Annotated in this window: 18 protein-coding genes and 1 pseudogene; 5 read left to right on the forward strand and 14 right to left on the reverse strand. The window is 68.1% G+C overall.

The genetic code is table 11. The annotated features are described in order from the left end of the window. Positions 1 to 141: 141 nt before the first annotated feature. The 6 genes and pseudogenes from QF037_RS02775 to QF037_RS02800 all read right to left on the reverse strand — a co-directional run bounded on the left by QF037_RS02775 (position 142) and on the right by QF037_RS02800 (position 5,569). Positions 142 to 960 carry an SAM-dependent methyltransferase gene (locus tag QF037_RS02775; protein ID WP_307021437.1) on the reverse strand — a complete coding sequence of 273 codons (819 nt, stop codon included), beginning with the start codon at positions 958 to 960 and terminating at the stop codon, positions 142 to 144. A 231-nt stretch (positions 961 to 1,191) separates the two neighbouring features. Then, positions 1,192 to 1,827: a hypothetical protein gene (locus QF037_RS02780; RefSeq protein WP_307021439.1), complete on the reverse strand. Its 636-nt coding sequence runs from the start codon at positions 1,825 to 1,827 to the stop codon at positions 1,192 to 1,194. A 156-nt stretch (positions 1,828 to 1,983) separates the two neighbouring features. Further along, positions 1,984 to 2,415 (reverse strand): annotated as a pseudogene (locus QF037_RS02785) (acyl-CoA dehydrogenase family protein); the annotation flags it as partial. A gap of 314 nt (positions 2,416 to 2,729) precedes the next feature. Further along, positions 2,730 to 3,170, reverse strand: coding sequence for a hypothetical protein (locus tag QF037_RS02790; RefSeq protein ID WP_307021441.1), 441 nt, complete (start codon positions 3,168 to 3,170; stop codon positions 2,730 to 2,732). A 241-nt stretch (positions 3,171 to 3,411) separates the two neighbouring features. Continuing rightward, positions 3,412 to 4,902 (reverse strand): sensor histidine kinase, encoded by a 1,491-nt coding sequence (locus tag QF037_RS02795; RefSeq protein ID WP_307021443.1) that lies wholly within the window; start codon positions 4,900 to 4,902, stop codon positions 3,412 to 3,414. Beyond that, positions 4,889 to 5,569 carry a response regulator transcription factor gene (locus tag QF037_RS02800; protein ID WP_307021445.1) on the reverse strand — a complete coding sequence of 227 codons (681 nt, stop codon included), beginning with the start codon at positions 5,567 to 5,569 and terminating at the stop codon, positions 4,889 to 4,891. The genes QF037_RS02795 and QF037_RS02800 overlap by 14 nt, the downstream gene beginning before the upstream one ends. Before the next feature lie 236 nt (positions 5,570 to 5,805). Between QF037_RS02800 and QF037_RS02805 the strand changes: the two genes are divergently transcribed. Further along, entirely contained in the window at positions 5,806 to 6,348 is a 543-nt protein-coding gene (locus tag QF037_RS02805) for a hypothetical protein (protein ID WP_307021447.1), read from the forward strand. Here QF037_RS02805 and QF037_RS50840 read toward each other — a convergent pair. The 3 genes from QF037_RS50840 to QF037_RS02815 form a co-directional block, all read right to left on the reverse strand. Further along, a complete protein-coding gene (locus tag QF037_RS50840; RefSeq protein ID WP_373463935.1) occupies positions 6,297 to 6,491 on the reverse strand; it encodes a transposase in 195 nt (64 codons plus the stop codon). The genes QF037_RS02805 and QF037_RS50840 overlap by 52 nt on opposite strands. A gap of 465 nt (positions 6,492 to 6,956) precedes the next feature. After that, positions 6,957 to 7,295: a TfoX/Sxy family protein gene (locus QF037_RS02810; protein ID WP_307021449.1), complete on the reverse strand. Its 339-nt coding sequence runs from the start codon at positions 7,293 to 7,295 to the stop codon at positions 6,957 to 6,959. A 527-nt stretch (positions 7,296 to 7,822) separates the two neighbouring features. Beyond that, entirely contained in the window at positions 7,823 to 8,746 is a 924-nt protein-coding gene (locus QF037_RS02815) for a LysR family transcriptional regulator (RefSeq protein WP_307021451.1), read from the reverse strand. 220 nt (positions 8,747 to 8,966) lie between these two features. Here QF037_RS02815 and QF037_RS02820 point away from each other — a divergent pair, with 220 nt between their 5' ends. The 4 genes from QF037_RS02820 to QF037_RS50845 all read left to right on the forward strand — a co-directional run bounded on the left by QF037_RS02820 (position 8,967) and on the right by QF037_RS50845 (position 12,557). Continuing rightward, positions 8,967 to 10,103, forward strand: a complete 1,137-nt coding sequence (locus tag QF037_RS02820) for a M20 family metallopeptidase (RefSeq protein WP_307021453.1) — start codon at positions 8,967 to 8,969, stop codon at positions 10,101 to 10,103. A gap of 46 nt (positions 10,104 to 10,149) precedes the next feature. Beyond that, entirely contained in the window at positions 10,150 to 10,950 is an 801-nt protein-coding gene (locus QF037_RS02825; protein WP_307021455.1) for a DUF6585 family protein, read from the forward strand. 131 nt (positions 10,951 to 11,081) lie between these two features. After that, positions 11,082 to 12,262 (forward strand): IS3 family transposase gene (locus QF037_RS02830; RefSeq protein WP_307021458.1). Its coding sequence is split into 2 segments (ribosomal slippage): positions 11,082 to 11,346 and positions 11,346 to 12,262, totalling 1,182 coding nucleotides; the frame shifts between segments, so codons are not numbered across the junction. A gap of 97 nt (positions 12,263 to 12,359) precedes the next feature. After that, complete coding sequence (locus QF037_RS50845; RefSeq protein ID WP_373463651.1) at positions 12,360 to 12,557, forward strand: FhaA domain-containing protein; 198 nt, start codon at positions 12,360 to 12,362, stop codon at positions 12,555 to 12,557. 667 nt (positions 12,558 to 13,224) lie between these two features. Here the strand turns inward: QF037_RS50845 and QF037_RS02835 are convergent. The 5 genes from QF037_RS02835 to QF037_RS02855 form a co-directional block, all read right to left on the reverse strand. Next, positions 13,225 to 13,428, reverse strand: coding sequence for a hypothetical protein (locus QF037_RS02835; protein WP_307021460.1), 204 nt, complete (start codon positions 13,426 to 13,428; stop codon positions 13,225 to 13,227). Positions 13,429 to 13,548: 120 nt separating this feature from the next. Next, positions 13,549 to 14,559 carry a polyphosphate kinase 2 gene (ppk2, locus tag QF037_RS02840; protein WP_307021462.1) on the reverse strand — a complete coding sequence of 337 codons (1,011 nt, stop codon included), beginning with the start codon at positions 14,557 to 14,559 and terminating at the stop codon, positions 13,549 to 13,551. A gap of 118 nt (positions 14,560 to 14,677) precedes the next feature. Beyond that, on the reverse strand, positions 14,678 to 14,920 hold the full coding sequence (locus QF037_RS02845) for a DUF6411 family protein (protein WP_307021464.1): 243 nt from the start codon (positions 14,918 to 14,920) through the stop codon (positions 14,678 to 14,680). 435 nt (positions 14,921 to 15,355) lie between these two features. Next, complete coding sequence (locus QF037_RS02850) at positions 15,356 to 17,101, reverse strand: sensor histidine kinase (RefSeq protein WP_307021466.1); 1,746 nt, start codon at positions 17,099 to 17,101, stop codon at positions 15,356 to 15,358. 392 nt (positions 17,102 to 17,493) lie between these two features. Next, positions 17,494 to 18,048 (reverse strand): flavodoxin domain-containing protein, encoded by a 555-nt coding sequence (locus QF037_RS02855; protein WP_307021468.1) that lies wholly within the window; start codon positions 18,046 to 18,048, stop codon positions 17,494 to 17,496. Positions 18,049 to 18,124 lie beyond the last annotated feature (76 nt).

The raw sequence follows: 18,124 nt of genomic DNA on the forward strand, positions 1-18,124 counted from the left end.
GGGTCTCCAGCCCGACACTCAGGCGGGACAGGGTCCACTTCAGTGCGGCTTCGTTGATCTTCGGGTGGATCACCTCGGCGGCGGTCTTGGGAGGGGTCATGTCACGACTGCAAGGCGCCGAAGGGGACAGCAGCGCCATTACTAGGCCTTCCGGGCCAGCCCGGCCGCGATGAGATATTCCCAGACCGTGAGTTCTCTCCTTTGACCGATGTCCCGTGGGCTATCGGTCTCATCGGGACGCCACAAGGACGCGGGAACGATCCCTGGGTCGAGGATCTCCAGGCCGTCCAGCAGGGAGGCGATCTCCGCTTCGGTGCGCCACCGACCGCGGCCGAACGTCTGCTGGAGGACCGCCTCGGCCTCCACGGTCTCCGGGTTGTTGCCCGAGCGGAAGTGGCTGATGAAGAAGTAGCTTCCCGAGGGTACGTGCTGGCGCCAGTAGCGGACGATACCGGCCGGGTCCTCGTCATCGTTGACGTGATGGAGGATGGCGCTGAGGATGACAGCCACCGGTCGAGCGAAGTCGATGAGTTCGGCGGTATCCGGGTGAGTGCAGATGCCTTCGGGATCACGCACATCGCCCGGGACGACGCGGGTGCGTTCGTTGCTCTCCAGCAGTGCCCGGCCATGAACCAGGACTTGGGGATCGTTGTCGACGTAGACCACCCGGGACTCGGGGGCGTGCCGTTGCGCGACTTGGTGAACGTTGTCTGCCGTCGGCAGGCCACTGCCCAGGTCGACGAACTGACGAATGCCGGTGGTCCTCGCGATCTCTCTGACCGCCCGGGTCAGGGCCGCGCGGTTGGCAAAGGCAATGGCCACCGAGCCGGGCAGGTCACGCTTGAACACGTCGCCGATCTCACGGTCCACGGCGTAGTTGTCCTTGCCACCGAGCAGGTAGTCGTAGACGCGGGCGATGCTGGGCTTGGTCGGGTCGATGGGAGAACCTTCGTACGTCATGGCGGTCATTCTTCCCGTCAACATCACCTGCGCACCCCCGTTTTGAGTTCCTCCAGTCACTCAAGCCAGCTCCAGGCGGGGTGCCAACAAGCTCAGGTGCACACGCTGTGTCTCAACGACGGGCTTCTTGACCCGAGGGCATCAGCCTCAGCCGTATTTCAGGCCGGCGGCCCAACCCGTTCCCGGCAGGGACACCCACCTTCGAACTCCGGGCAGTGAACCCATCCGACGTCATGGGCGCGGCAGGCTCTCGCCACCGGATCCGTGTAGTGCATCTTGGGCCAGCAGCATCCAGCGTGCGGCATGAGCTGACCGCCCACCCGGCATTCCAGATCCGCCCGCGGTGCGGCCGGGAGCGAACCGCCCGATCCTGCGCGCTTTTCCCCCGATATGACGGCCCGGGGCACCCGGTGGATCACCTCGCCGAGGTACATCGGGGGTTCGATCGGCGGGGCGGCCATGGGCATCCAAGTGACGAAGACGTCGACGGGCCACTCCTTGCCCAGCCCGGCGGAAGAGGCCGGGGGTGGGCATGCCGGAGGCGACGACCCGGCAGTCCGGATACCGGCTCTCGAAGGCGCCGATTGGCTCCAGGCGCGGCTTCTCGGTCACCGTGGTGGAGAACCCGGCCCGCAGCACACCACCGCCGACGGATCCGGCGCAGCGGAAGTCCTCCAGCGTGTGTTCGATCTGGATGTACGCGGACCGCAGCCCGGCGTAGAGCCGGGTGCCCTGCCGGGTCAGCCGGACCATCCGGCTGCTGTGCGCGAACAGCAGCGTCCCGGCCCGGCGTTCCGCGGCCCGTACGAGGGTGCTGACGCGTGAGGTGGACAGCCGCACCCGGTCGGTGACCCGTCCGTCGGCCACCGCCAGAAAGGCCTCGATGTCGCTCGTCTCGCGCAGGCTGACGGGAGCGCTCCACGCAGGGAGAGATGCCGAACAACGCACCGGCCCCAGGTCCATGACCTGGGGCCGGTGGGTGGGGGCGGGACTCGGACGTCGGTGCGGCCGGGGCTCGCAGGCTCAGACGAAGGCGCTCTGGCCGGTGATCGACTTGCCGACAATGAGGGTGTTCATCTCGCGGGTGCCCTCGAAGGAGTAGATCGCTTCGGCATCGACGAAGAAGCGGGCGATGTCGTGGTCGAGGAGGATGCCGTTGCCGCCGAAGATCTCGCGGCTGCGGGCCACGACCTCCCGCATCCGCGCGGTGACGAACGCCCTGGCCAGGGCGGAGTGTTCGTCGCGGAAGATGCCTGCGTCCTGGAGGCGGGCGAGCTGGACGAGCATGCCCCAGGAGGCGGTGATGTCGCCCAGGCTCCTGACCAGCAGGTCCTGCACGAGCTGGAAGCCGCCTATGGGGCGGCCGAACTGGCGGCGCTCCCGGGCGTAGTCCAGGGCCAGTCCGTAGGCACCGATCATCACGCCGAGCGCCTGCCAGGCCACTCCGGAGCTGGTGACCGCCACCTTGTTTCGCGCCCTTCTGGTGGCCGATGGCCCGCCGATGCGGTGACTATCAACGTGCTTTGCTCGGTCGAAGCCGCAGATCAGCGGATTCCGGCGGTGGCAACTACCGTGCTTCGGCCCATGTGTGATGCCTCCCGAAGTGGTGTGCCAACGCTGCTCGAACTCAAAAACAGACCGGCATCGCAAATTCGGTCACAAGGTGGCGCCCACCGTCACCTCGAAACGACTCCCGCGCTGAGATGCAAAGCCAGTGGAGGCAGGTGGCGTAGCCGACCCGGAGGTCGACCACGCCGACAGCCGTCAGGTCAGGGGCACAGGCCCTTGTCGGAGTTGTAGTAGATGTCGATCGAACCGCTCCAGGTCATGCACAGGCCCGGCTTGGGCAGGTCCTTGTACACCGGGCCGGCGAAGGTCGTGTAGGAGCCGGCGTCCGTCGCCGGGGTGCTGCTGGTCGGCCAGGTGTCCAGGGTGACCTCCATGAACACCCGGGCGCCGGGCTTGCTGCGCACCGTGACGGCGCACCACTGCTTGTCCGCGGAGCTGTAGGCCACGTAGGTGGTGGCGGCCACGGTGGTCTGCGAGGACTTGATCGGAGTCGAGGTGAAGACCTCGTACCCGGTGCCGCACGCCCCGTTGTACGCGCCGGTAGTGGCGGCCGAAGCCGGGGCGGTCGCGGCGAGCGTGCCGCCGATGACCAGGACGGCGAGAGCGCCAGCGGTGGCTGCCTTGCGACGGATCGACTTCATGATGTTCCCCCTGTTGGTGTGACGGCCGGTCGTTGCCGTCCACGCAGAGTGAGACCGGACAGGCCCACTGACAGTTGTGGGCCTTCTTGTCGCAGTCCTGTCACCGCTGTCACAAGGGCCGTTACAACCACCAAAGCCACCAACCGCTCGGCTCGCCCGGGGCACGCCGCTGCCCCAAGTCGACGGCAGCGGGGGAGAGTTGGGGTCTTCCGGTTCCGAAGGGCTGCCGCGGTGAAGCGCGTCATTTCTCGGCCGGGGTGGGGGCTCGGGGAAGGCGTAGCTGGAAGCATGCTCCGAGGGTCCGGGGGGTGAGGGTGAGGGTGCCTCGGTGGCGGTGGGCCAGGTCGCGGGCGATGGCGAGGCCCAGACCGGTGCCGCCCTGGTCGCGGGAGCGGGCGTCGTCGAGCCGGACGAAGCGTTCGAAGATGCGCTCGGCGTCCTCGGCGGGCACGCCCGGTCCGTCGTCGTGCACCGTAAGGACGATCCAGGCGTCCTGGTTTCGGATGGTGATCTGGATGCGGTGTGTGGCGTGGCGGGCGGCGTTGTCGATGAGGTTGCGCAGTAGCCGTTCGTATTCGTCGGGGTTTCCGTGTGCGTGTGCGGGGGTCACGCTGTCGCAGGTGAGGGTCAACGGTCGTTCGTTGAGGGGGTATTGCTCGGTCAGCCGGGAGGCGAGGGCTGTCAGGTCGACGGTTTCGGGGCTGGTTGAGGGGGTGCGGGTGTCGAGGCGGGCGAGGAGCAGCAGGTCTTCGGCGAGGGCTTGGAGGCGGCGGGTCTGTCGTGCGGCGGTGGTGGCCGCGGCAGGCCAGTCGGTGCGTTCCGGGTAGGCGAGCGCGACTTCCAAGCTGGCCAGCAGTGTGGTGAGGGGGCTGCGTAGTTCGTGGGCGGCGTCCGCGACGAAGCGGCGTTGCTGGGCGGCGGCGTCGTCGAGGCGTTGGAGGGTGCTGTTGATGGTGGTGGCCAGGGCGGTGATCTCGTGTCCCGTGGCGGGGACGGTGACGCGTTCGCGGGGGTCGCTCGCGGTGACCGAAGCGGTGAGGACGCGGATGGCTTCGACCGGCCGCAGCGCGATGCGGACGGTGACGTAGGCGATGGCGGCGATCAGCACGAGGCCGACGAGACCGGCCCGCAGCAGCAGGTCGTCGGTGGTGCTGACGATCTCCTCGGCTGTGTCCGGAAGCACCACCACATAGGCCCGCAGCGTGGCGCCGGCGGTGACGCCCAGGGTGGCGGCCTTGTCCTTGCCCAGTTCACCGACCCAGATGTCGTTGTACAAGACCGAGTAGGTCTTGCCCGCCATGTCGTATCCGTACTCGGAGTGGTAGTCGCGACGGTCCGGTATGCGGAGGGGCCGCATCGTGTAGCCCCCGCCGTCATCCGGGGTCGGGGCGGAGAGCGCGGGTGGGGCGGGCAGCACATGGCGGGCGCGGGAATCGAAGTCCTGCATGGCTCCGCCGGAGGCGACAGCGGTGGATCGTCCGGTCGCGACGACCTCGTACGGCGCGGCGCTTCTGGGACCGGGAACCGAACCGTCCCTCAACTGATCGACGAGAGCGGCGAGAGTCCGCTCGGCTCGTTCTTCGGCGATGGTCATGCTCTCGCGGTAGACCTCCTGGTGCACCCACCAGCCGATGCCGGCCAGGACGACGGCGGCGGCCAAGGCGGCGGCCAGGGCCGTGCGGACGCGCACCGAACGCGGCCACCAGCGGCGTCGCGGCTCAGTCGCGTTCACGGTCGTCCACCAGCCGGTAGCCGGTACCCCGTACGGTCTGCAGGGATTGCCGGTGGAACGCGGCGTCCACCTTCTTGCGCAGCGCGCTGACGCGCGCCTCCACCAGGTTGGGATCCCAGGCTTCGTCGGGCCACGCGTGATAGAGCAGATCCGTTTTGGAGACCGCCTGGCCCGCCCGGCGGGCCAGCAGCTCCAGCACGGCGAACTCCCGGGGCGTGAGTTCCACCCGGACCCCGGCCCGGCGGCAGACCCGGCCCGCGACGTCCAACGAGAGATCGCCCACGGCAAGAACAGGCGGGGCGACCGTGGCGGCCCGTCTGACCAGGGCCCGCAGCCGCGCGACGAGCACCATGTAGGAGAAGGGTTTGGCCAGGTAGTCGTCGGCCCCGGTGTCCAGGGCCTCTGCCTGATCCCAGTCCCCGTCCTTGGCGGTGAGTACCAGGATGGGAGTCGCGTTGCCCTCCCGGCGCAACTGGGCGCAGACCTTGTAGCCGTTGAGTCCGGGCAGCATCAAATCCAGTACGACAAGGGCGTATTCGCCGGTCCGGGCCATCCACAGCCCCTGCCGGCCGTCATGGGCGAGGTCGACGTTGTAACCCTCGGCGGTCAGACCGGTGTGCAGGGTGTGGGCAAGGTCCACCTCGTCTTCGACCACCAGAATGCGCATGCGGTGCAGCCTCGCACAGCGCCGACCCGCCTTCCTGACCGGCCGGTCAGGTTGGATCAGCAACCGGTCAACGAGGTCCGGGCACGGTGGCGGAATGTCTTCGCCACTGCTGAAAGGCCCTGTCACCGATGTCCGTTGATGAACGCGCGCCCGCCGTGGCCAGGACGGTTTCCCCTCCCGTACCCGCCCGTCGACCATCACCGAGCCCGGGCAAAGCCGTTGTCGTCATCGCGCCCTTGTCGCTGACCATCGCTCTGGGGCTCTGGGGTATCCGGAGACAGAACAAGGAAGGCCGTCCCGGCGACGGGCTGCTCTATCTCACCGGCCAGCACCCGATCTTGACCGCAGCCAACCCCGAGGACACCCGTTTCCTGACAGACCTCTCCCTGGCACAGGACCCCGCCTCGTCGAACACACTGGCAGGTGTCGAGCTTCCCGCCCAGGAAATAGCGGCACGCATACTGGAATTCGACCGGATCGTCGCGGTCCGCGCGACGGCTGCGCACTCGCCGACCAACCCGCGGGAGGAAGCGAAAACAAGCACCTTGCGGCGCCACTTCCGCGAGTACCGAACAACCCACGCCAACGGGGCGCGCATCTCCGTCTATGTCCGAGAGCACGGTCATGTCCCGCGGGGGGACTCCGTTGGCGAAATCGGCGGTGTCTGTGCGGGGCTCAGGCGGCTGAAGCGGGAGGTGCGGGAGCTGGCAAGTGAGGTCACGGTCAGTCAGGCATCGGTTCGGACAAGGTTGAGAGCGGCAGCGGTGAGCACGTGTTGAAGGCGCGTCTTGTCCAGGCCGATGTAGCGGCTTCTGTGCAGGCCGCAGCGGCGTACCCCTTGGGCGATGGTGCTTTCGACGCCGGCGCGGGTGGCGTAGTGCCGCTGCCATTGGCCGTTCCTGGAGTCGCACCGGGCGCGGATCGCTTCGCTTCGTGCTCCACCCGTGGGGCCAGGGCGAGTTTACGTGGCTCGGTCGTCGAGCGGGTGCATCAGGACGCCCGGGGCCGGCGGGCACCCGACCGGGTGCGGACGCTGCTGGCGACGCTGCAGCGCCGCGCAGGCACCGAGTCCCCGACGGTGATGCGCAAGCTGGTGCGAGAGCTCCTGGTTCGGCCAGCCTGGCGGCCGCCTCCGCTTGCAGCTGTTCCGCGTAGGCGTGCTGTTGGTCGGCGAGGTACCCGGCCGCCACGCCGACAAGGGTGATCTCCGTGGCGGTGCGGTCGTCGCTCGCGGTCGCGTTGACACGCGCCAGCAGCTGGCGGACCTGCTGGAAGTCGCTCCAGGCGGGGGCATCCTCCAGGCGGGAGAAGAGCCCTCGCCGCATCTGGGTCTGGTCCTCCAGCCAGCGTTCCGCGTCTACGGCGGCAAAGGTCGCCCAGGGCCATGTCAGCCGCCGGCGCTTTCCTTCGTGTTGTAGTCCAGCGCTTCGTTCAACCAGAAGTTGAATGCCTGGTCCGATGCAGTGCCGCCATCGTCGACAACGATCCAGCCCTTACTCATCTTGCGGCCACGCATCTCCGGCCAGCTGGCACCTTCGCGCTCGAGCAAGGCCTCGATTCTGCCGGGATCGCAGCGGACCATGAGCTGGCCGCCGGCGTTCGCGGTAGCGACGATCTTGCCGTTGACCATGAAGCTGAGTCCGCCGAACATGCGCACCTCGCGCACCTGCGTCACTCCCGCAAGGGCTTCACGAATGCGGTCTGCGAGCTCCCTGTCGTACGCCATGAGTCACCGTCCTCCTAGCCAGCCTCGCAACGGGCCGGCGTCGGTTCGCCGCTCCATGCAGCGGCCAAGCCGCCATCGTAGGTAGGGACGTCGCCCCCGCCCATCAACTTGAGAACAAGGACACCACTGGTCTCGGCATAGCCCCAGCTCGCCTGGCCCGGGCCAATGAAAAGGGATCCCGCCAGTTCGTCGACGTCGAAGGCGCGGGCGATCGGAACGTCCGTCGAGAGCAGACGGAAGGGACCGCAATCTCACAACGCCGCGGCCCCGCGCCGCTCTTCCAGAACCGCCCGCATCGACGGCATGCGCCACCCCTCACCCTCCCGACCGGCACGAGTCGAGACTTCCGTGACGGCGCCAGCCCCATGTCTGACCAGCGAAACCCGCACATGCGGTGCGGAAAGAGATCGAGCAGCGCGAAGACCAGTGGAAGCACGCCCTGCTCGGCGATTGATCTCGTCTCCGACCTCCGGCCATGAATGATGATCTTTCGCTGATGTCACTGGTCGACAGGGCATACCCCCAGCTCACAGGGCTTTTCCTGTCGGCGACATCACGCACGAAAGCTCAGTCACGGCGTCGCGCAGCAGATCCCGCAGTTTCAGTGCCGCTGGTAGCGGGACAGCAGGCAGCGCCACATGGACGGTCCGGCGCAGGGCTGGGTCGGTGAGCCTGCACAGGACGAGTTCGTCGGGGACCGCCCAGGCGGCCAGCGAGGGGACCAGCGCCACCCCCAGCCCGGCGGCCACGTAGCCGAACTTCCCGGACCACTCCGCGATCCGGATGATCTTCCTGGGGGTGAAGGCCGCCCTGGCGAAGGCGTCGGCGAGCATCGTGGGGCGGTCACCGTACGCGTTCTGGAGCCAGGCTTCATCGCGTAGTTCACGCAGGTCGATCGTCCCGGCTCCGGCCAGGCGGTGCCCCCGTGGGAGAGCGACGAACAACTCGTCCTCGCACAACGCGGTCGTCGTGACACCGTCGGCCGACGGCAGACCGGACGGGTAGTCGCTGACGATGGCGAGGTCCAGCACCCCGTCCGCGAGGCGCGCCATCAGCGTGTCGGTCGGTCCCTCGACCGCGACGACCTCGACATCCGGCCTGGCGTCCTGGAGTGTCCGCAGGGCGGTGGGCACCAGCGAGATGTTGGCGGTGGCGAACGCGCCGATGTGCAGCAGCCCGCCATGGCCGGCGTGCAGCACGGCCAGTTCCCGCTCCGCCCGCGACAGCCGGTCGAGCACCTCCAGGGCGTGCCGGTGCAGGGTACGGCCTGCGGGATTCAGCCGTACGCCGCGAGGGAGCCGTTCCAACAGGGTCCCGCCCGCCTGCTGTTCCAGCGTGGCGATCCGCCGGGACACCGCGGACTGCGTGTAGTTGAGCCGGGCCGCCGCTTTCGTGAACGATCCGGTCTCGGCCACGGTGACGAGCAGCCGCAGCGCGTCGATGTCGAACACGTTCCTCCCTCCTCCGAGGCTCTCACCATCTTGCCCCAATGCATTCCTCAGGCGCATGGATCCCATGCAATCCAGTAGCTGGTGGAATGCCATGCCTCGCCCTAACGTCGTTCACGCGGCGGTGCTTTGAGGGGGACGAGCGCCGCCGCTCTCCAATGACCCACGAGATCCGAGGGAGAAGTATGTTGGTGCGAAAGGGAGTTGAGATGGGGCGGGACCGATGACCCGCGGGGCCGCGCTCGCGTTGCCGGCGATCCTGGCCGATCTGAAGGACCTCGTACTCTGCGAGTCCTTCTCCGCGGATCACGCGGCAGTGGCGCGCAGCGCCGAGGTGGTCGGCGCCCTGGGGGCCAGGCTGTTGGGGGCCGGGCCGGAGGTGATCGTGATCGACGGTGTGACCCACCTGCGGTGGAGCTTCGGCACTCCGCGGGTCCTGCTGGTGGGACACCACGACACGGTGTGGTCCATGGGCTCGCTGCAGAACCACCCCTGGTCGGTGGCCGACGGGATCGCCCGCGGCCCCGGGGTCCTGGACATGAAGGCGGGCCTGGTGCAGATGTTCCACGCGCTGGCCTCCCTGCCCTCCCCGGAGGGGGTGTGCGTGGTGATCAACGGGGACGAGGAAGTCGGCTCCGCGACCTCCCGGCAGCTGATCGAGGAATCCGTGCGGGGGTGCGCGGCCGCCTTGGTGCTGGAGGCGTCCGCGGACGAGGACGGCGCGCTCAAGACCGCCCGCAAGGGCACTTCGCGGTACGAGGTCGTCGTGCACGGCCGTGCCGCACACGCGGGCTTGGAACCGCACAAGGGGGTCAACGCCGCTATCGAGGCCGCTCACCAGGTCCTGGCCGTCGCCGACCTCGCAGGCTCAATGGGCGCCACCGAAGCCCCCTGCCCCGCCCTGGGGGCGCCGACCATCACGCCCACCCTGCTGACGGCCGGCACCACTCTCAACACAGTGCCCGGGCTGGCGAAGGTGTCGGTGGATGTGCGCGTGCCGACCCTGGCGGCGCAAGACCGGATAGACACGTTCATGCGGGGGCTCGTCGCCCGGCTGCCCGGAGCCCGACTGGAGGTACTGGGCGGCAGGAGAAGGCCGCCGATGGAACCGGAGTCCTCCGCCGAACTGTTCGCCCTCGCCTCCCGAATCGCCGCGGAATTGGGCCAGGAACCACTGCGGGGGATCGCCGTCGGCGGCGCCTCGGACGGCAACTACACCGCGGCGGCTGGCTGTCCAACGCTGGACGGCCTGGGCGCCGTAGGCGGTGGCGCGCACGCGGACACCGAGTACGTCGAGATCGCCCAGATGATCCCCCGCGCTCGTCTGCTCGCTCGACTCATTGACCACGTGACCAGCTGAAGCGGCCTTGACGAGTGTCGCTCCGAAACGAAACCGAGGCCCCTGTATGAGCGTGCCGGGTTCCCCGACCCCTGAAGTCGCCCAACTGGCTTCCCGTAGAGGCTTCGGCCGACTCGAGCACACCTTCCTGCCGAGGAAGGACGTCAACGTGCAGGAGAAGTACCGGGGACTGTTCATCGCCGCTTCCCTGACCGGCATCGCCTCCCTGGCGACCGGAGGCATCCTGTTGTGGGTCTGCATAAGCTGGTGGGTGGGGTGGTACCCCCTGTTCTTCTCCGCGCTGAGCACAGGTGCCCTGCTCAACAGCCCCAACTTCCGGAAGAAACTCGGCAGTCAACGCCTGCACCTCTTCGAGAGGGGTCTGCTCGTGGATAAGGGCACCGGGAAGTTGTTCGCGGTTCGCTGGGACCAGGCGGTCCATTACCAGGAAACCGTCCAGGAAGTGATCATCTACAAGGGCACGAAGACCCCTCTCAACACCACGCACACCTCCACCCTGGTAGCGCCCAACGGCACCAGAGCGCAGATCTCGTCCCGCTTCGCCGACTTCGGGACCTGGCTGCCCCTGATCTCCGAGGCCGTCGCCCGCGCCCAGGCCCAGAAGGTGTGGGAGGCGGTCCATGAGGGTCACAAGGTGAGCCACGGCCCGTTCAGCGTGGACGCCGCCGGTATCTCCACCGAACGCGAAGGGGTCCTGCCCTGGTCGGCCGTCGCAACGATCGATGTGGGCGGGGGCTTCGTGGCCGTCCGGCAGCACGGACAGCCCAAGGCCTGGGCGCTCGCCAAGGTCGAGACCGTGCCGAACCTCCTCGTCTTCCTGACCGTCACCTCGAACCTCTACGGGTGACGCGCACGCTCGCGCAGGAACGGCTGGGCGAAGACCGCCGTAACCTCCTGGTCGAAGTCGCCGTTGAGGGGCCCCGAAGTTTCCGGACAGGCATCCAATAGGGTTGTCCTGAACAAGGAAACGAGGAAGAAGTGGCGCCACCCAGTAAGTACTCGCCGGAGTTCCGCGAGGAAGCCGTCCAGATCGCGTTGAGGTCAAGCAAGACGATCTCCGAAGTCGCCCGGGAGCTTGACCTGAACTCGGAAACGCTACGCGGCTGGGTGAAGAAGCATCAGAAGCAGCGGGAACCGGCTCCCGATGCAGAGCTTTCGGTGAACGAGCGGGCGCGTCTGAAGGAACTTGAACGACGCAACCGCGAGCTGGAGATGGAAAATTCCTTCCTGAAAAAAGCCGCAGCGTACTTCGCGAAGGATCCCCGGTAGCAAGCAAGTACGAGTTCATCGACGAGATGCGGCTCGACACCGAGGAGTACGCATACAGCGTCGAGTTCATGTGCGGCCGGCTCGGCGTATCCAGATCCGGCTACTACGACTGGCGCTCCCGCCCCGAATCCGCGACGGCCCAGCGGCGAGAAGAACTGAAACTGCTCGTAGAGAAAGCCTTCGACGTGTCCGACAGCACCTATGGTCACCGGCGCATCCAGGCCCAGCTGGACCGCTGGGGAGTGACCGCGGGCATGGAGCTCATCCGCCGCATCATGCGCGAACTGGGCCTGGTGCCCTGCCAGCCGCGGCCGAAGAGGTTCAACCTCACCCAGGCCGCGGCCGGCCAGGTACCGGACCTGGTCGGCCGCGACTTCACTGCAGATACGCCCGGCGAAAAGCTCGTCGGTGACATCACTTACATCGCGACCGGGGAAGGCTGGCTGTACCTCGCAACGGTCATCGACTGCTGCACGAAGGAAGTCATCGGTTACGCCATGGACGACCACTACCAAACCCCGCTGATATCCAGGGCGATCCGCAACGCGGCACGTAATAGGAACCTCTCGGACGGCGCGATATTTCACTCCGACCGCGGAAGCAACTACATGTCGGCTGATTTCGGGAAGACGCTCGATCGGTTCGGGCTTCGCAGATCTTCCGGTCGCACCGGGATCTGTTTCGACAATGCCATGGCCGAATCGTTTTTCGGCGCCCTGAAGAACGAGCGCGTATCAAGGGTGACTTACCTGACCCGCGAGGCCGCCCGGCAGGACATCACTCGCTACATCGAATTCTGGTACAATCGCAAACGCCTCCACTCGGCTGTGGGTTACCGCCCTCCACGCGAAGTCCACGCCGAGTACGAGAAGTTGCGAATCGCCGCGTGAAATAGACGGTCAGACGTCTGTCCGGAAAACGCGAGGCCCCTCACCGTAGAGCAGGCACGGCAGCTCAAGCCGTGGCTCGTAGACGGCATGTTCGCGCATGGTGACGGAGTCCCACCTTCGATTGGCGGTCGGCAGAGCTGAGGTTGCGGGACATCTCGCGGCCCAAGTCCGCCGCCACGCCGCTGAGCAGGGGTACACGTTCGCCGGACCTGCGGTCGTTCACCTTGCGCAGACCGGTGACGCCGACGTCGGTCACTTCCGTGTCCGAAGCCGCATCGCCCCCTTCACGTCGTAGCAGCGGACCTCGTACAGGCGGTAGTTGCCGGCGAACCGGTAGGGCAGGGCGAGCGACTGGGCCAGCATGCACACCCCGATTTCCGAGCCCGCGCCGCCCTTCGCCCTGGTGTCGGACCTGTCCGGGGCTGATCAGCGCCAGGCGGCACCGTGGTGGTGGGGTCGCTGGCCCAGGAGCCGTCACCGTGAGACGGCCCAGAGCCAGGAGGTATACCAACTCTCCATCAGGGCCAGGGCGCCGCCGGATAGTGCCGTGTGTCAGGTGCGCCCATCAGCCTGCCCCATTCGAGCGGTTCAGCCAGGCTGGTTTTTCTTGATGTTTCCGATGTAGAGGTAGGTACCATCCAACGGTCGGCATGTGCACTCCTTTGGTAGGGGGCTGACCGCGGTGGAGGCGATCTGCCCCACACTCCACGAGATGGCGTAGCAGCCGGCTGCGGCTCCCAGCGTCGCGGACGCGGATGCGCCGCAGGCCTCCGGCCAGGCCGCTGGCCACCACGTCGGCGACATCGCCCCACAGGGCCCTGGCGTCTCTCTGGCACAGAGCACGGCACCCGTCACGAAGTCCCCGGCCGAGCCCAGAGTGCCCGCTTTGGAGGTAGGGGTTTTCCTTCAGGCCGGAGGGGTCGGGCTGAGTGGAGCGACCGTGACGTCGTAGTTGCGGGCCTTCAGGTGCTACAGGCCGGTGGGCTCCTGGTAATTTCCGGCGAATCGGAAGGGCTGGGCGACCGGCTCAGATGACTGGGCCAGAATGCGCACACCACGGGGCTGTAGCCGTAGGTGTCGACCTTGTTGCCGTCCGCGGCGGCGAGACCGACCACGCTGCCGATCGCGTCGGTGACGTAGAAATACGTTTTGCCCCCGGTCGTCATGGAGTTCAAGGTGCCCCCGGGCTCGCGGTTGAAGCCTCTGTCCACGTCGGCCGTGGTCTTGGCTGAGAGGCCGAGAGGAGCGTTGCGGAAGAGGGTGTCGCCAAGGCGGATACGTTTAGATCAGGGCTGCTCGTCGTCTGCCCTGGCCGGGTGGTTGCCGGGGCCGTTGCCGTACCCGGTCAGAGGGGTCGGGGAGAGATCGGTGGGTTCCTCACCGACCTCCAGCAGCGTGTTCGCGGCGCCCACAATCAGTGGGTCGGGCTTGCCCACGGCCGGGTAATCCTTGGTGGGATAGTCGCAACGGTCGAGGAGGCTGCGCATCGCTTCGAGCCTGCCGCGCCGTTTGTCGTTGTTCTTCACCACGGTCCACGGGGCGTGTGGAGTGTCTGTCGCCCGGAACATGTCGACCTTGGCCGCGGTGTACTCGTCCCACAGGTCGAGCGAGACGAGATCCGTGGGGGAAAGCTTCCAGCGGCGTACGGGGTCGACCGTGCGAATCGCGAAACGGGTGCGCTGCTCGGCCTGGGACACCGAGAACCAGAACTTCACCAACAGGATGCCGTCCCTGGTCAGCATCTCCTCGAACAACGGGGCCTGCTCCAGGAAGGTGCGGTACTCCGCCTCGGTACAAAAGCCCATCACCCGCTCGACGCCGGCCCGGTTGTACCAGGAGCGGTCGAAGAAGACGATCTCACCGCGGGACGGCAGGTGTGCCACATAGCGCTGGAAGTACCACTGACCCGCTTCCCGCTCGGTCGGCTTCTCCAGCGCCACGACGCGGGCGCCTCGCGGGTTGAGCCGCTCGGTGAACCGCTTGATCGTGCCACCTTTGCCGGCCGCGTCACGGCCCTCACAGAGCACGACCACCCGCTGACCGGTCTCCTTCACCCAGCGCTGCATCTTCAGCAGCTCGACCTGCAGAACGCGCTTGGTCCTCTCGTACTCGGACCGCTTCACCTTCCGGTCGTACGGGTAATTCTCCAGCCACGTGTCCACCACACTTCCGTCCGCGTCCAGGAGGATCGGTTTCTCCGGCCGGCGTTCGTCCACACGGAGGCCGTCGAGCAGGTCCGCCTCGACCGGGGCCCCGTCGTCCTCGTACGGCCGGGCCTCGTCGTCGTGCTCCGACATCACCAATCTCCTGATCACCCTCATGCGCCGACGCGGACGTGCCCGCACGAGACCGGGGCCCTCCCCGCCTCCGACCGGTACCGCCGCCGGACGACCGCCGCCAAGGACAGCACCCCTCTCAGAACGGAAGGCGGCCTCGCGCCCGTCGGCCGGCGGAACCGCTGCGACCGACCGCGCGGGAGCTGGAGCTGAAGGGTTTGCTCAGCAGCCGCCCCAGGCCCCCGGGCGCCTTGGATCCGGCCCGCGAGCCAGCCCCGAGACCACGCTGGGCACCGTTCTGCGGATGCCGGGAAAGACGCGGCACGAGGAAGGCGAGCACGGCCAGGAGGACACATACGGCGATGACAACGGCGATGACCATGAAAGGCTCCCGGGTTCGCTGGTACGTTCGCTTTTCTCCACTTCTGCTGGACCGCGTGCCCCGTCTACCCGCAGTCACGCTGGATTCGAGCGACCCATCCGGTGCGTGTCCAGCAGGTCCGGCATTCGGCACCCATGGCATCGCTCACCGCCGCTCAGTCGCGTCACGGCGATCCTGGCGACAACCCGACGGGGCTCAATCGCCGGACGTCTGCCCCCGGCGCGGCAGCTGGGGTGACCTCGCGGCCGCGGCCTCCGCCCTCGCTCACTGCAGCGGCAGCCTGCTTCTCGGCCTCGTCGGCGGCCGCCGCGCCGTCGAGTGAAGCCGACGAGCCTGTATTGAGCTCTGGAACCCGGTTTTCGTCCGACGTGTCGTCGCCGGTGGGTGCCTCCGCGGGTTGCACGGGTGGGGCAGGGCCGACTGTCGATCGGTCAGTCAGCCTCCGTCCGCGGCACCTTCCACGCTCACGGGGACCCGCCACACCAGCCGGGCGCCGCCGCCCTCCGGCCGTTCGTCGAGTGTCAGCGTTCCGCCGAGGGTGACGGCCCGCTCCTCGATGTTCTTCAGCCCGCTGCGCCCGACGTCATCCGGCACCCCGCAGCCGTCGTCCGCCACCGTGAGCGTCAACTCGCCCCTGGCGAACTGAAGCCGGACGTCCACCGCCTTTGCGCCGGAGTGCCGGGCCGCGTTACTGAGGGCCTCGCTGAGCACCGCGACCGCATGGTCGGCGATGTCGCCGGGGACATCGGTCTCGACGAGCCCCTCGATGCGCAGTGCGGGCGGGAATCCGAGTGACGTGGCCGAGGCCCTCACCGCCTCGGCCACCCGCCCGCGCAGGCCGTCGCTCTCCCGCCCGACCCCGCTGTGGGTGCGCAGTCCGAAGATCGTAGACCGAATGATCTTGATGGTGTCGTCGAGGTCGTCGACGGTGCGGGTCAGCCGCTCCATGCCCTCGGGGTGCTCCATGAAGCGCTGGGTGCTCTGCAGAGTCATGCCGGCTGCGAACAGCCGCTGGATGGCGAGATCATGGAGGTCGCGGGCGATGCGGTCACGGTCCTGGAACAGCGTGAGCTGTTCCGCGTCCCGCCGCCGCTCGGCCAGCTCCAGGGCCAGCGCCGCCTGGTCGGCGAACCCGAGCAGCGGCCCGGTGTCCACGTCGCCGAACGGCGTACCGGCCGGCACGCGCCCCAGCAGCAGCACGCCCCGCGTCTTGCCGCTGGCGCCGAGCGGCACCGCGACCACGGGTCCGAGCCCGGCCCACTGGCCTTCGTCCTCGCCCGTGCGTGCATCGTGCTCGATGTCGGCGCTGACCACCGGCGCCGCCGCACCGAGTGCCGCTCCGACGAAACCGTCCCGCGCGGACAACACCAGAGCGCTGCGTTCCTCTCGGCCCAGGCCGACCGCCAGGGCCGGCCGCAGCGTCTCCTCGCCCGGTACGTGTTCCGCGATCAGCCCCATGTCGGCGGAGACGATCTTCCGGGCCTCGTCGACGATCAGTTCCAGGACGTCCGCGCTCGGCGCACCGGTCAGGAGCATGCTGGTGACCTTGCCGCTGGCCCGCTGCCAGCGTTCGCGCAGCATCGTCTCCTCGTACAACCGTGCGTTCTCGATGGCCACTCCGGCGGCCACCGCCAGCGTCGACAGGACCGACTCGTCCTCCACGTCGAATTCCCTGGCACTGCGCTTCTCGGTGAGGTAGAGGTTCCCGAAGACCTTGTCACGCACCCGGATCGGTACGCCGAGGAAGGAGTGCATCGGCGGATGGTTGGCCGGGAAGCCGTACGACGCGGGATGTTCCGACAGCTCCGGCAGCCGCAGTGGTACCGGGTGCCGGATCAGCTCTCCGAGGAGCCCGTGCCCGCTGGGCAGCGCCCCGATCTCCGAATGCCCCTCTTCGCCGATGCCGACGGTCAGGAACTCGAACAGCTTCTGGTCACCGCCGATCACGCCCAGCGCTCCGTACTCGGCGTCCACCAGCACCACTGCGGCCTCGACGATACTGCGCAGCACCTGCGGCAGGTCGAGTTCCCGGCCGACCGAGAGGACGGCCTCCAGCAGGCTGTGCAGGCGGTCCCGGGTACCGCGTACCGCGTCGATGCGCACCTGCAGCTCGCCCAGCAGCTCGTCGAGCCGCAGCTTGGGCACATGTTCATCGGAACCGCCGTGTCGATCCCCGCTCATGACTACCTCCGACCGACGCAGCAGACAAGGCGGCTCGAACCCGTTCCCCTGTCTTCACCGTACTGTCCGGGGGCCTCGTCCTCCCGGTCAAACGGGCGAAGACAGGTCGGCATCCCGGCGGCGCGGACCGCTCCCTCAAGCACAGTGCCGGCTCCGGAACGGACCCCGTCGCTGCCCGCTCCCGCACGCCCGTCCGACGGCGTTTGGGTCACAGCCCGCACCTCGATCCACGCGTTCACCACGCAGACCGCGGCCGCCGTGGTTGTCCCCCTGCCGGACGACCGTGGCGCTGCCCTCGGCTGCACCGGCCACCACCCTGACCGCGCTGATCCGTGCTCGCCCGCAGGGCGTCGTACCGGCGGAGCCGACGTATACAGCGCCAAGGGGCGCGCTCACCGACAAGACGGCGGACGGGGAGTGGAGGAGGCCCGCATGGTTCCGCTCCCTCGTGACACGCCCGCGAGTTCACTGCCGATCCGAGTGGCCCACGCCTCGATCTCCGTGAAGTCGCGGAAGTCTCCGCCCTTGCCGGAGGAGACGATCTTCCGGGCGACGAATCCCTTCGCTTCCTCATCGAGGCAGCCGCCGAAGGTGGCGTGTTCCCACGCGTCGAGCCGGACCATGGCCCGCTTCACTCCGGGTACGGGCGGGATGTTCCGCTCCGAGGCTGAGGGGTCGAGCGGTCCGCTGCTGAACATCCACAGCGGGCGTCCGGCCAGTGCGCGGCTGTGGCGGCGGACGAAGCGGCGGGCGTGCTTCTGCCAGCGCCCGGCGTACACCCCACCTCCGACCACCACGCCCTCGTACGACGCCACGCTCGCCACGGACTGTGCGGGCAGAACATCGACCGTCAGCCCGGCCTTGCGCAGGACCTCGGCCACGGCCTCGGCGATCTGCGCGGTCGATCCGTTCGTCGTTCCGTAGGCGACCAACACACTGCTGGGCATGGCGGTCCGCCTCCTCTCATAGGTTGTGCCGCTCAGAGCGGCCCGTAGAGGGCAAGCGCCTCGGCCTGCCGGACCA

Origin of the sequence: Streptomyces canus (assembly GCF_030815415.1) — a bacterium.
Classification (GTDB): Bacteria; Actinomycetota; Actinomycetes; order Streptomycetales; family Streptomycetaceae; genus Streptomyces; species Streptomyces canus_F.

Coding starts and splice junctions, on each gene's coding strand:
- QF037_RS02775 (WP_307021437.1), bottom strand. CDS start 960: ATGACGTACGAAGGTTCTCCCATCGACCCGACCAAGCCCAGCATCGCC.
- QF037_RS02790 (WP_307021441.1), bottom strand. CDS start 3,170: ATGAAGTCGATCCGTCGCAAGGCAGCCACCGCTGGCGCTCTCGCCGTC.
- QF037_RS02800 (WP_307021445.1), bottom strand. CDS start 5,569: ATGCGCATTCTGGTGGTCGAAGACGAGGTGGACCTTGCCCACACCCTG.
- QF037_RS02810 (WP_307021449.1), bottom strand. CDS start 7,295: ATGGCGTACGACAGGGAGCTCGCAGACCGCATTCGTGAAGCCCTTGCG.
- QF037_RS02820 (WP_307021453.1), top strand. CDS start 8,967: ATGACCCGCGGGGCCGCGCTCGCGTTGCCGGCGATCCTGGCCGATCTG.
- QF037_RS02825 (WP_307021455.1), top strand. CDS start 10,150: ATGAGCGTGCCGGGTTCCCCGACCCCTGAAGTCGCCCAACTGGCTTCC.
- QF037_RS50845 (WP_373463651.1), top strand. CDS start 12,360: ATGGTGACGGAGTCCCACCTTCGATTGGCGGTCGGCAGAGCTGAGGTT.
- QF037_RS02835 (WP_307021460.1), bottom strand. CDS start 13,428: ATGACGACCGGGGGCAAAACGTATTTCTACGTCACCGACGCGATCGGC.
- ppk2 (WP_307021462.1), bottom strand. CDS start 14,559: ATGTCGGAGCACGACGACGAGGCCCGGCCGTACGAGGACGACGGGGCC.
- QF037_RS02845 (WP_307021464.1), bottom strand. CDS start 14,920: ATGGTCATCGCCGTTGTCATCGCCGTATGTGTCCTCCTGGCCGTGCTC.
- QF037_RS02850 (WP_307021466.1), bottom strand. CDS start 17,101: ATGAGCGGGGATCGACACGGCGGTTCCGATGAACATGTGCCCAAGCTG.
- QF037_RS02855 (WP_307021468.1), bottom strand. CDS start 18,048: ATGCCCAGCAGTGTGTTGGTCGCCTACGGAACGACGAACGGATCGACC.